The 12,686-nt window shown below is 45.6% G+C and carries 10 protein-coding genes and 2 rRNA genes; 5 read left to right on the top strand and 7 right to left on the bottom strand.

The annotated features are described in order from the left end of the window. Both ACUM5Y_RS04515 and rrf read left to right on the top strand, forming a co-directional pair. A 23S ribosomal RNA gene (locus ACUM5Y_RS04515) occupies window positions 1–103 on the top strand; the annotation flags it as partial. Window positions 104–278: 175 nt separating this feature from the next. Beyond that, window positions 279–393: ribosomal RNA gene (gene rrf, locus ACUM5Y_RS04510) — 5S ribosomal RNA — on the top strand. Between the two features lie 692 nt (window positions 394–1,085). Here rrf and ACUM5Y_RS04505 read toward each other — a convergent pair. The 6 genes from ACUM5Y_RS04505 to ACUM5Y_RS04480 all read right to left on the bottom strand — a co-directional run bounded on the left by ACUM5Y_RS04505 (window position 1,086) and on the right by ACUM5Y_RS04480 (window position 8,439). Further along, entirely contained in the window at window positions 1,086–1,220 is a 135-nt protein-coding gene (locus tag ACUM5Y_RS04505; RefSeq protein WP_445975659.1) for a hypothetical protein, read from the bottom strand. A gap of 533 nt (window positions 1,221–1,753) precedes the next feature. Next, window positions 1,754–2,335, bottom strand: a complete 582-nt coding sequence (locus ACUM5Y_RS04500) for a YceI family protein (protein ID WP_445975658.1) — start codon at window positions 2,333–2,335, stop codon at window positions 1,754–1,756. Beyond that, the gene (locus ACUM5Y_RS04495; RefSeq protein ID WP_445975657.1) at window positions 2,332–2,901 is read right to left on the bottom strand and encodes a cytochrome b; all 570 of its coding nucleotides are present in this window, start codon (window positions 2,899–2,901) and stop codon (window positions 2,332–2,334) included. The genes ACUM5Y_RS04500 and ACUM5Y_RS04495 overlap by 4 nt, the downstream gene beginning before the upstream one ends. Window positions 2,902–3,106: 205 nt before the next feature. Next, window positions 3,107–5,323, bottom strand: a complete 2,217-nt coding sequence (gene ppk1, locus ACUM5Y_RS04490) for a polyphosphate kinase 1 (protein ID WP_445975656.1) — start codon at window positions 5,321–5,323, stop codon at window positions 3,107–3,109. 120 nt (window positions 5,324–5,443) lie between these two features. Further along, window positions 5,444–6,436, bottom strand: coding sequence for a porphobilinogen synthase (hemB, locus tag ACUM5Y_RS04485; protein WP_445975655.1), 993 nt, complete (start codon window positions 6,434–6,436; stop codon window positions 5,444–5,446). Window positions 6,437–6,522: 86 nt separating this feature from the next. Further along, window positions 6,523–8,439, bottom strand: a complete 1,917-nt coding sequence (locus tag ACUM5Y_RS04480; RefSeq protein WP_445975654.1) for an ATP-binding cassette domain-containing protein — start codon at window positions 8,437–8,439, stop codon at window positions 6,523–6,525. A gap of 227 nt (window positions 8,440–8,666) precedes the next feature. Between ACUM5Y_RS04480 and hslO the strand changes: the two genes are divergently transcribed. From hslO to ACUM5Y_RS04465, 3 genes are all read left to right on the top strand, one after another. Continuing rightward, window positions 8,667–9,551 carry an Hsp33 family molecular chaperone HslO gene (gene hslO / locus ACUM5Y_RS04475; RefSeq protein ID WP_445975653.1) on the top strand — a complete coding sequence of 295 codons (885 nt, stop codon included), beginning with the start codon at window positions 8,667–8,669 and terminating at the stop codon, window positions 9,549–9,551. A gap of 497 nt (window positions 9,552–10,048) precedes the next feature. After that, a complete protein-coding gene (gene mqo / locus ACUM5Y_RS04470; protein ID WP_445975652.1) occupies window positions 10,049–11,527 on the top strand; it encodes a malate dehydrogenase (quinone) in 1,479 nt (492 codons plus the stop codon). 83 nt (window positions 11,528–11,610) lie between these two features. Next, window positions 11,611–11,880 carry a YfcL family protein gene (locus ACUM5Y_RS04465; protein WP_445975651.1) on the top strand — a complete coding sequence of 90 codons (270 nt, stop codon included), beginning with the start codon at window positions 11,611–11,613 and terminating at the stop codon, window positions 11,878–11,880. A 76-nt stretch (window positions 11,881–11,956) separates the two neighbouring features. On the opposite strand, the gene ACUM5Y_RS04460 is transcribed toward ACUM5Y_RS04465, so the two are convergent. Continuing rightward, window positions 11,957–12,685 carry an NAD(P)H-flavin reductase gene (locus tag ACUM5Y_RS04460; RefSeq protein WP_445975650.1) on the bottom strand — a complete coding sequence of 243 codons (729 nt, stop codon included), beginning with the start codon at window positions 12,683–12,685 and terminating at the stop codon, window positions 11,957–11,959. Window position 12,686 lies beyond the last annotated feature (1 nt).

The following is a 12,686-nucleotide window of genomic DNA, read 5'->3' as shown; positions in this document are numbered from 1 at the left end:
TCCCCTAAAGAGCCGTTCGAGACTAGGACGTTGATAGGTTGGGTGTGTAAGTGCTGTGAGGCATTGAGCTAACCAATACTAATTGCTCGTGAGGCTTGACCATATAACACCAAAGTGGTTTTTGGATGAGAAAGCTCATCAAAGATTACAGAGACACATTATGATAAAGCTGGTTTAACCTTGATACACGTTATTTCAAAATGAATTGTTAAAGATCCAAGCAACGTATTCGCGTGTTTTGGTAAGCGAAAGCCACCAGAACCAACGCAACAGAATTGCTTGACGATCATAGAGGCGTTGAACCACCTGATCCCATCCCGAACTCAGAAGTGAAAAGCGCCATCGCCGATGGTAGTGTGGGAGATCCCATGTGAGAGTAGGTCGTCGTCAAGCTTTATAATCCAAGAAGCCCCACATAGCCAACGCTGTGTGGGGTTTTTTCGTTTCAGATATGCCATAAGTAGGTACCGCTTTAGCGGGACGCGGAAATTCTCTTGAAGATAAAGTACGTTTTCGTTTCGATCCGTAGTCAACGCAGGTTATGGTTTTCCATTTACTTGCGCCTGTCTCGTACCTCGACGCGTCAGCGTAAATGCAAATCCACAACCTTCCCTAATTCCAAACAACAGATCCAATAAATCCCAATGACCAATTGTAGGTACGCATTTATGCGGAAATGGTTCCGCAGGAACCACGGTTACCGATGATGTCAGAGTTAATCTTTAAATTACATGATTGCGCTTGATTGCCATCAAGTCCGCCTGCAGCTAAAGCCGAACCTACAGAATTAGCGCATTTTATGCTGATGACCAACTGTAGGTACGCATTTATGCGGAAATGGTTCCGCAGGAACCACGGTTCCCGATGATGTTTGGGTTAATCTTTGAATTACATGATTGCGTTTGATTGCCGTCAATTCCGCTTGCGGCTAAAGCCGCACCTACAAAATTAGCATTTATGCGGAAATGGTTCCGCAGGAACCACGCTTACCGATGATGTTTGAGTTAATCCCTGGATTACATGTTTGCGCTTAATTATCATCAATTCCGCCTGCGGCTAAAGCCGCACCTACAGAATTAGCCCGTTTATTCGGAAATGGTTCCGCAGGAACCACGGTTACCGATGATGTTTGGGCTAATCTTTGGATTACATGTTTGCGTTTGATTACCATCAATTCCGCCTGCGGCTAAAGCCGCACCTACAAAACTGTAGGTACGCATTTATGCGGAAATGGTTCCGTAGGAACCACGGTTACTGAGGATGTTTGGGTTAATCTCTGGATTACATGTTTGCGCTTGATTGCCATCAATTCAGTCTTCAACTAAAGCCGCACCTACAAAACTGTAGGTACGCATTCATGCGGAAATGGTTCCGCAGGAAACACGGTTACCGATGATGTTTGGCTAATCTTTGAATTACATGATTGCGCTTGATTGTCATCAATTCCGCCTGCGGCTGAAGCCGCACCTACAAAATCAGCCTTTATGCGGAAATGGTTCCGCAGGAACCACGGTTACCGATGATGTTTGGATTAATCTCTGGAATAGATGATTGCGTTTGATTGCCGTCAATTCCGCCTGCGGCTGAAGCGCATCTACAAAAATTTAAGTGAGACACCTCTTGAAGACAATGTATGTGATCGAAGGAGTGTAGGCTAATTTGCCTTTATAGGTGTTTAAAAGGGAAGAAAAGGGCTTATCTAATGTCGCGTTAGGGATGCGAGTTCGATAAGCCCTGAAGGTGCTGAAGGGTGTTACTTTTTAGTTTTGCCTTCGAAAAACATGTTTACCGTGAAGTCGTCAGTACCAATGCGTTTTTGGTCCATGCCGAAGTCTGAGAATTTAAGGTCGACAGAACCTTCAAATCCTGCACGGTAGTCGCCCCAAGGTGAAGCGCCTTCGCCGATTAGGTTGGCATCAAATGTAATAGCTTTGGTCACACCGTGTAGATTAAGGTCGCCATCTACTTTTACTTTACCGTCACCTAGGTCGCTAATGCTGGTACTTTTGAATGTGGCGGTTGGGTATTTAGAAGCATTTAGGTAGTCAGAGCCAGTGATGTGTTTGTCACGCTTGGCGTGGTTTGAGTCAAAGCTTTGGGTTTGGATAGTCACGTCAACACTGGAAGCGTTGATGTTGTCTTTGTCGTATTCAAAGCTGCCTGAGAAGTCGTTAAAGCGGCCTTTTACCCAGCTGATACCGATATGTTTAACTTTTACGTCGATTTGTGAGTGAGCGCCTGACTTGGAGTCATCAATCACGTAAGTTGCTGCATTAGCAAGGCTCGCTGTGGCAATACATAGTCCTAATAGGCTGTGCTTTAGTAAGTTTTTCATGGTTTCTCCTTGAGTCCTAACATGTTTTTTAAAGTGTTATCTTTATCAACGAAATGGTGTTTCAGTGCCGCAAGGGTATGCAAGATCACTAAGCCAATCAGTGCAAAGGCTGAGTAGTAGTGAACTTCACCCGCATAGCTTGCTTGGTTTTCAAATAGGTCTTGTGGGCCAGGTATACGAAACCACTCAAATATCTGTATGCCTTGGCCGCCAGCGTAGCTGATGAGCAGCCCCGACAATAGGATTACGAAGCAGATAAGATAAAGGGCTTTGTGGGCGATTTGGCTGGCGGTATTGATAAAAGGGCTGTTTTTCTCAGGTGGTTTAGGGGTTTTGTTGAGTAGTCTCCAAATCAGGCGATACACCATGAAGACTAAAACCAATATGCCGATGGCTTCATGAATTTGCGGACCTAGGGTATAAAACGAGTCATAGTAACTCAGGTCGGTCATGTATAAGCCTAGGGCGAATAGACCAATGATGGCAACGGCCAGCAACCAATGTAACAGGATGCTTGTCCAGCCCCATTGAGTATCACTGTTTTTGTAGTGTTTGACGAAACGCATATATTCTCATCCGTTTTAATAGTATGTGCTTTTAGCCTTGATGATAAATTGGACAACGAATTAAGCGAAGAGTTCGTAAAGCCTATCATCTTTATTGGTTAATGCTTATTAAGCTTTATGAAGGCTTTTCGCATAAATTGAAAGTTATTTGTACCCCAAAATAAAAAATCAGCCCGAAGGCTGATTTTATGAACCGAAAGCGATGCTAGCGTACGCTGTTAGCGAGATCGCTGAGTAAGGTGCGCTGAGCGCTGCGGTACTCATCTTTTCTAGGCTTCGAAAGTTGATAAGAGCCATCGCTTTGCAGCAACCAGCTCTGAGTGTTATCGGATAGATAAAACTCCAGCTCTTTCTTCACTCGTCGTGCTAGTTTGAAGTCTTGAATTGGGAAGGCGACTTCCACTCGGTTATTCAAGTTTCGCTCCATACCATCGGCGCTGGAAAGGTAAACTTGCGGGTTGCGGTTGTTGTAGAAGTAGTAAACACGGGTGTGCTCAAGGAAGCGACCAATGATACTGCGTACACGTATGTTCGAAGACACGCCTTTTACACCCGGGCGTAGGGTACAAATACCACGCACGATAAGGTCAATCTTCACCCCAGCCTGAGACGCTTTATACAAGGCTTGTACTAGGCGTTGCTCGGTCAGTGAGTTGACTTTAATAATGATGCGAGCCGGTTCGCCGTTGCGAGCATTTTCCGCTTCGCGGGCTACCATTTCTAGCAAGCGGTCACGTAAGGTGAAAGGCGCATGGAGCAGTTTCTTAACTTTAAGCTCTTTACTCATCCCCGTTAGTTGCTGGAACACGCGGTGTACATCGTCACCAATTTCTTTATCGCAAGTTAGGAAGCTGTAATCGGTATAAAGACGAGCATTACCTGCGTGGTAGTTACCTGTGCCTAGGTGTACGTAACGATTTAGCTCTGAGCCTTCACGACGTACGATTACGATCATTTTCGCGTGTGTTTTATGTCGAACCACACCGTAAACAACAATGGCACCAGCGTCCTGTAGGCGGCTGGCAAGGGCTAAGTTTTCTGCCTCATCAAAACGTGCACGTAGTTCGATGACTACGGTAACTTCTTTACCATTTCGAGCCGCTTCTACCAGTGCGTTAGCGATAGGTGAGCGAGAACCAGTACGGTACAGCGTTTGACGAATCGCCACCACATGAGGGTCTTTAGCGGCTTCGCTAAGCAGGTCGATAACCGGAGCAAAGCTTTCAAACGGATGCATCAACAAGTAGTCGCGCTGTCTAATGGCTTCAAAGATAGTGCCCGCGTTAGCGAGCTTTCTTGGTAAGCCTGGCGAGAAAGGTGAGTACATTAGATCGCCACGATCCACTAAATCGAGTACCGCCATCAAACGGCTAAGGTTAACTGGGCCATCAGTGCGGTATAAGTCTGCTTGCTCTAAGTCGAACTGTTTAAGCAAGGAGTCAACGATGTGCTCAGGGCAGTTGTCCGCGATCTCCAAACGTACCGAGCTACCATAGTGGCGGCTTTGCAATTCTGTACGTAGGGCGCCTGCTAAATCGACACCAATATCATCGGAATCCACTTCAAGGTCAGCGTTACGTGTTAGACGGAACTGGAAACAACCTTTTACTGTCATGCCAGGGAAAAGCTGATCCGCATGGGCGTGAATAATAGAAGAAAGGAAGACCATGTTGTCGCCCCCTTCGCACACTTCATCTGGCAGTTTTACCAAACGTGGTAATGAGCTCGGCGCAGGAACAATGGCTAAACCATTTTCACGACCAAAAGCATCACGTCCTTCTAGCTCCACAACAAAGTTAAAGGTCTTGTTGGCAAGGCGAGGGAAGGGGTGAGTTGGGTCTAATCCGATTGGACTGATGACAGGCAACACATTGTCATTAAAGTATTTTTTAACCCAAGCAGATTGCTTCTCTGTCCACAAAGAGCGACGGATAAAGCGAATGTTTTCTTCTGCTAATTTAGGGAAAATAATGTCGTTCAGGATTTTGTACTGACGGCGAACCAGTCTGTGGGCACGTTCACTAATGAGCTTTAAAACTTGCTTTGGGTGCATGCCATCTGGACCGTTTTCTTCACGGCTGTATTCCACTTGGCTTTTTAAACCCGCCACACGAATCTCAAAAAACTCGTCCATGTTAGAACTGAAAATACATAGGAACATTAGACGATTTAAGATTGGATGGTTTTCATCCATCGCCTGTTCTAGTACTCGAGCGTTAAATTGTAGGTGGCTCAATTCGCGGTTGAAATACAACTCAGGATCGGCCAAATCAATCTCTTCTGGTAGGCGCTCTTCGATGGCAATTTTGCTGGCATCTTGAGGCTGTTCCGGAATGGGTTCAAGTACTAATTCTTCCGCGTCAACTTCGGCGATGACAGCAGGATGAATCTCTATATTTTCTACTTCAGACTGGTCAGACATGTGTTTTATTAGCTCCCAAATACCGTCTCAATAATTATGGTATTACCGTCGTTAACCTTACGCTAGAGTAAGTATTAACTAACCTATAACAATAGCACAGCCTGTTAGCCTATCGAACGCTTATTGGCCTTTTAACAGGCGGGCTGCATCTTTTGCAAAATATGTCAGGATGCCATCGGCACCAGCGCGTTTGAACGCTAGCAATGATTCCATCATGACGCTGTTTTTATCGAGCCAGCCATTTTCAAAGGCGGCCATTTGCATCGCATACTCACCACTTACTTGATAAGCAAAGGTGGGTACTTGTAATTCTGTTTTTACTCGGCGCACAACATCTAGATACGGCATGCCAGGTTTCACCATGACCATGTCCGCACCTTCATCAAGATCCAGCATGACTTCACGCAGTGCTTCGTCTGAATTGGCTGGGTCCATTTGGTAAGTAAATTTATTGCCTTTACCAAGGTTGCCACTGGAGCCAACGGCATCTCTAAATGGTCCATAGTAAGCGGAAGCGTATTTGGCGGCGTAAGCCATGATGCGGGTGTAAATAAAGCCAGATGTTTCAAGCGCTTCACGAACTGCGCCAATACGGCCATCCATCATGTCAGAAGGCGCGACCACATCGGCACCTGCTTCGGCATGGGAAAGCGCCTGTTTGACCAGCACTTCAACAGTGGTTTCATTAAGCACGTAGCCGCTGTCATCGATAATGCCGTCTTGACCATGGGTAGTGAATGGGTCAAGGGCCACATCTGTCATCACACCTAACTCAGGAAAGGCTTCTTTAAGTGCTCGTACAGCGCGCTGGGCAAGGCCATCAGGGTTATAGGACTCTTCGGCAAGCAAGGATTTTTGAGGCTCATCCACCACAGGAAATAAGGCCACCATAGGGATGCCTAGCTCTACTAGCTCTGCGGCTTCTTTGAGTAATAGATCTATGCTGACACGTTCAATACCCGGCATGGAAGGAATGGCTTGGCGCGTATTTTCACCTTCAATGACAAACATCGGATAGATTAAGTCATCACAGCTGAGACGATTCTCACGCATTAAGCGACGAGAAAAATCATCTTTTCGCATACGGCGCATGCGGGTAAATGGAAAGGTCATCCATTATCTCCTATTTAAGTGTGTGTTAATGTACTTTGTGTATGTGACAGTTTTAAGTCAATGGTTATATTCTACTTTTTTGGCGGCTAAGTTAACTGACTTTCGGCCTCTTCTAGGGTCTCTTGGGCTTCAAACCAAGCTTCTTCGCTTTCGTCTAAGGCTTTTTTCCATTTGGCTTCATCCGCTAATAGGCTTTGCAGCTTATCTTTCTGTTCCGCTTCATAGAGTGCAGAATCTCCCATTTCATCGGCAATTTTATCGAGATGTTGCTGGGCGGTCTGCATTGCCTTTTCATGCTTTTCGATTTGCTTACGCAAAGGACGCAGTTTTTCCCTTAATTCTGCGGCTTTACGGCGCTCTTCCTTGCGGTCGACTTTTTCATGGCTGCTGACGGGCTCGTCACCTTGTGTCGCGGCAAGTTGGCGTGCTTGTAGCCATTGGTGATAAGCGGCGAGGTCCCCGTCGAATGCTTGCACCTTGTTATCGGCCACCAGATAAAACTCATCAACCGTACTGTTTAATAAGTGACGATCGTGGGAGACCAATAAAATGGCACCGGGGAAAGCTTGCAACGCTTCGGTTAGGGCTTGGCGCATTTCCAAATCCAAGTGGTTCGTCGGCTCATCGAGTACCAATAGGTTTGGTTTAGTCCAAGTAATTAACGAAAGAGCCAAGCGTGCTTTCTCTCCTCCAGAAAACCCTTTAACAGGGCGTAGAGCATCATCACCAATAAACCCAAAACCACCTAGGTAGCGACGTATTTCATTTTCCAGCACCTTGGGAGTCAATCTTTGTATATGCAATAAGGGGGAGGCTTCAAGATCCAGGGCACTGAGCTGATGCTGAGAAAAATAGCCCACTTTTAGGTTTTCACCACAGACACGATTGCCGGATAACAGCTCGATCTCACCGACAATGGATTTAATCAGTGTGGATTTACCTGCGCCATTAGGGCCGAGCAGGCCAATGCGTTGACCGTCACGTAAGGTGAAATTTGTGCCGCCTAACTGGACTATCGGTTGCTGACTGGCGGATAGATAGCCTAGATCGGCCTGAGAGAGATCCACCAGTTGCTGAGAGGTTTTGTCGGCAAATGGAATGCTGAATTCAAACTGAGAATCAATGTGAGCCGGGCCAATAATCTCCATTTTTTCCAGCATACGTAAGCGGCTTTGAGCCTGTTTTGCCTTGTCCGCCTTGTAGCGAAAACGATCCACGTACTGCTGTAAATGAGCACGCTTGGTTTGCTGTTTCTCAAAGTTGGCCTGCTGCTGTGCAAGGTGCTCGGCTCGCTGACGCTCGTAATCAGAATAATTACCCTTATAGAGGGTTAAGCGCTTTTGATACAGGTGAACAATGTGACTACATATGCCATCAAGGAAGTCCCTATCATGAGAAATAAGTAACAAAGTGCCTGGGTATTGGCGTAACCAATTTTCCAGCCACATGACAGCATCAAGATCCAAGTGGTTGGTTGGCTCGTCGAGTAACAAAACATCCGAAGGACACATTAATGCCTTAGCCAAGTTAAGACGGATACGCCAGCCACCAGAAAAGTCCGCAACAGGGCGTTGCATGTCGGACATTTTGAAACCTAGGCCCTGCAGCAGGGTTTCGCCACGAGACTGAGCCGTATAGCCTTGAGCGCTTTCGAATTCCCCTAACCAAGTGGCGTGGGCATTGTCATCGTTGTCGGCTTGGGCTTTGGCAATTTTGGCTTCAATGTTGCGCAAGTTCTCGTCACCATCCAAGCAGTAATCGAGCGCGCTACGCTGACTTTCATGAACTTCTTGGGCCATAAAGGCGATACGACGTTGCCCCGGTAAAATAACTTCGCCGGTGTCGGCGCTTAGATCGCCACGGACCATGGCAAACAAGGAAGATTTACCTGCCCCGTTGGCACCAATAAGGCCGACTTTTTGACCTTCAAAAATGGTCATGTTGGCATCTTCTAGTAAAAACTGGGTGCCTCGTTGCAAACTTACTTCAGTAAATTGAATCATAAAAACAGCGTGTCTCTTACGTCGATTACGGGCAGGAAAGGAATAAAAGCTGCCAATGCTTTGAATATATGGTTTGGCATTTTAGAGTGCTGCACAGGGAAACGAAATAGCATAGGCAAGAATATTCCCAGTTTATCCTTGCTTTAAAGTGGATGAATAGAAGACTCAGGGGTAAAATAGCCGGTAATAACGTAAAACATTTTGAACGCGCTGAAATACAGTGCAGGGTGAATTTTTTGAACAATCTAACGGTAAACGAAATCCAACGCTTTTCTTTTGACCACACCAATGTTCGTGGCGAAAGGGTGTTATTAAACAGTGCTTATCAAGACATCATTAAACGCAAAGAATATCCACTGGTGTTGGAAAAACTGCTGGGTGAATTTGTCGCAGCGATTGCGCTGTTGCGTGACATCATCAAGATCGATGGCGTCTTATCATTGCAAGCCAAGGGTAACGGCTTTTTGTCTACCTTGATGACGGAATGTGATGAAAAGCAAAACCTTCGCGGTATTGTGCAGTGGCAAGAGGACCAGCCTGTACCAGAGACGATTTCATTAAAAGATCAACTAGAAGGCGGTTACTTGGTGATTACCATCGCCCCTCGCAATGGCCAAACCTACCAAGGCATTGTGGAAGTGACTGGCGACACGTTGGCGGAAAGCCTTGAGCAGTACTTCTTCCAGTCTGAACAGTTGCCTAGCCGTATCTGGCTGGCTGCTAATGGGGTTCAGTGTGGTGGCTTGTTCTTGCAGCGCTTACCAGAAGAGCAAGCGAAGGAAGGAGATGAAGACGCTTGGACACGTTTAACGCATTTGGCTTCCACCGTAAGTGAAGAAGAGCTTGTAGGCCTAGAAACCGAAGAGCTGCTACACCGTTTGTACCATGAAGAAGAAGTGCGTTTGTACGACACAAAGACGATGCAATTTGGCTGTTCTTGTTCTCGTCAGCGTACCCTTGAAGCTGTTTTGTCCATTGGAGCTGAAGAGATTCGTGAGCTCTTGATCGAGCAGGATGGAATACAAGTGGACTGCCAATTCTGTGCCGAACATTACGCGTTTAGCGAAGCGGATTTTGAAGGCCTGCTAGGAGATCAAGCGCAAACACACTAGCGGCTGTTTTATGTTTAAGTGCAGGTTCTATCTTAGGGCTTGCACTTAAATAGCCTGTTTTAAATGTCTTTCTCAGTGCAATACTGAGGCAATAGAGTAGTAAAATTTTTTATATTTATTCCGACTATTTTCATTTCTTTGAAATCCTTTTCGAAACTCATAAAAAACACAAAAATTCATTTATATTCAGAGTGTTACAAACATCTGTTATGGTATTTAAGCTGATTCGGCGATGATATTGCCTTGCTATCGGTATTCTTCCATTTTCGCCCCAAGACATTGCCTCTAAAATCCGTATAATCGAGCTGACCTGCTCAGAATCCTTGTTAGGTTGTTCGTTTTTTGACTTGTTGATGCCCGTTAGCAAGCAAAGGCGTTCAGAGGAGAGTGATAGAAAAAACACTAGGTTTATTTAGAAATATTCAATAGTGCCGGCCAAAAGCCTCTTTTTTCTATCACTTTCAAATTCATAATTAGCTACTACACGGCGAAATCATATGACCTCAAACTCTGTAGACGTTTTATTAGTCGGGGGCGGTGCTATGAGCACAACCCTAGGGATGTTACTTAAGCAATTAGACCCAAGTATGACACTCACTATGGTTGAGCGCTTAGGTAGTATTGCCAAAGAAAGTACGGATGGCTGGAATAATGCTGGTACTGGCCATGCCGCTTATTGTGAACTGAACTACACATCTGAAAATGCCGATGGCACGGTGAATATTGATAAAGCTGTCAATATTAACGCCGCTTTTGAAGTGAGCTTACAATTCTGGTCTTACCTTGTTGAGCAAGGCAAGATGCCTACCCCACAAGAATTTATTCAGCGCGTTCCTCATCAAAGTTTTGTCTGGGGAGAGAGTAACGTTGCGAAACTAAAAGCACGTTATGAAGCGATGAGTGCACACCCAGCATTTCAAGGCATGCAGTACAGCGAGGACAAAGAAGAGCTGAGCAAATGGATGCCTTTGGTAATGCAAAACCGCGACACGAAAGAGCCTTTAGCAGCGACTCGTGTTGAGCACGGCACAGACGTTAACTTTGGCGCGATTGCTCGTCACATGGGTAAATACCTAGAGCAATCTGAAGGCTTTGAATTGAGCCTAAATAGCCAAGTTGAAAAGCTAAGCCAACAAGCTGATGGCAGCTGGGATGTGGTTATTGATCAAAACGGTAAGTGCAAAACGATCAATGCGAAATTTGTATTCTTAGGTGCGGGTGGCGGAGCGTTACCATTGCTACAAAAAGCCGGCGTGAAAGAAAGCAAAGGCTATGGTGGTTTCCCGGTAAGTGGCCAATGGTTGGTCTGTGAAAACCCTGAATTGGTTGAACAGCATCACGCTAAAGTTTACGGTGCAGCGCCAATTGGTGCGCCGCCAATGTCTGTACCTCACCTTGATACTCGTATCATTGATGGTAAGAAAGCCATATTGTTTGGTCCTTTCGCTGGCTTCACGACTAAGTTCTTGAAAACAGGCTCTTTCTTTGACCTGCCAAAGAGTATCCAGCTGGATAACTTGAAGCCGATGTTGAGCGTAGGTAAGAACAACATGGACCTTACTCGCTATTTGATTAGTGAAGTAATGCAATCCCATAAAGATCGTTGTAATTCACTACGTAATTTCTACCCAGAAGCGAAAGATGAGGATTGGTCTCTAGCTTACGCTGGTCAAAGGGTACAAATCATCAAGAAAGACGCTCAAGGTGTAGGCAAGTTAGAATTCGGCACGGAAGCCATTGTTACAGAAGACGGCTCTTTAGCTGCTCTATTAGGGGCTTCACCGGGTGCTTCTACGACTGTGAATACCATGATAGGTATTTTGGAGCGTAGCTTCCCAGAAAAGATTGCTTCAGAGTCTTGGCAAGCAAAACTGAAAGAGATGGTCCCTTCTTACGGTCAGTCTCTTGTGGAAAACACAGATCTTCTATTGTCGATCCGTGAGCGTACGCTAAGTACATTGAACCTTAAGCCGTAAACGTCTTTTACGATCAAAAAGCTGAGCCTTTGCTCAGCTTTTTTTATTTTTACATTAGCTTTCTATATACGACAGAGAAATTTATGACCATGACTTTTGCTGAGCGCGCAGATCAGCTATGCGACACATTAAGAGAATTTGAACATCAAGCAGAAGAGGGTGATCAGTTGTTTTACTGCGCTTATCTACTTGGATTGTTAGGCTTGCATGGCAATGCTGAAGGGGAAGGTCAACAAGCTTTTGATAGCGCTTTTGAAAATACCCTGAAAGACACTCTAGAGTCTGAAGGTGTCACGGCAGAGGATCAGCAACAGATTCTTGCCCTGTGGCAGCAAACTTGCGAAAGGGTATAAGCGCCATTTAACCTATTTGGGGCAATAAAACCGAAGCTTAGCTTCGGTTTTTTTATGTCTCAACTTTAGTTGCTTCTTAAAGCTGTGGTTTGTCAGGGTGTGGCGCGTAGGCGAACACATCTGAATAGCAGTTATCCTTGCTCAAACCCTTTAGCTCAAGCTGGTCTAACGTGCCGTAGACCATGCCAACGGAACCGCTGATCACAGCCTTATATTGGCTCAAATCACCATGGTCGGCGAGTACTGACTCATATAGCCAACCAGTACGACCTTGCCACTCAGGGCTTGGGTCATTGACGATCACGTTAAGTGACACATTTGGCTGTTCAGCAATCGCTTCAAGCCATGGCTTGGCAAATACATCGGCAATCGTACGAAGTCCCCAGTAAACGGAAATTTTGCCCGCAAACTGGTTGGCCACTAAGGTGTCATGTAAGCTTTTAATTTGAGAAAACCCTGTGCCGCCAGCAATCAAAAGAATGTGTTCGGCTGGTGAATTTAACATGCCATTTTCAAGGTGGCAGTCACCGCCAGGCATTTTCACTGTGATAGAAGAGTTGTTTTGAATGTGCTCAACGACTTTATGGGCCAAGGACTCAGGATCCGAGACAAGAATATAAAGCGTGAGATTAGGTAATTCGTTAGGGGAACTGCCGATAGAGTAAGGCACTTGCTCACCTGTAGGTAACACGATCATCAAATATTGACCGGCAATAAATTGTGTATCGGCAATCTCTAGGTTGACCTGATAAACATTCTGATTGATCAGTTCAACACCTTGTACTTGTGCAATGACGTCTTTCACT

It is taken from the genome of Marinomonas dokdonensis (genome assembly GCF_052747885.1).
Note: the sequence above shows the minus strand (reverse complement) of the source record. Positions and strands in the feature narration are given on the sequence as shown.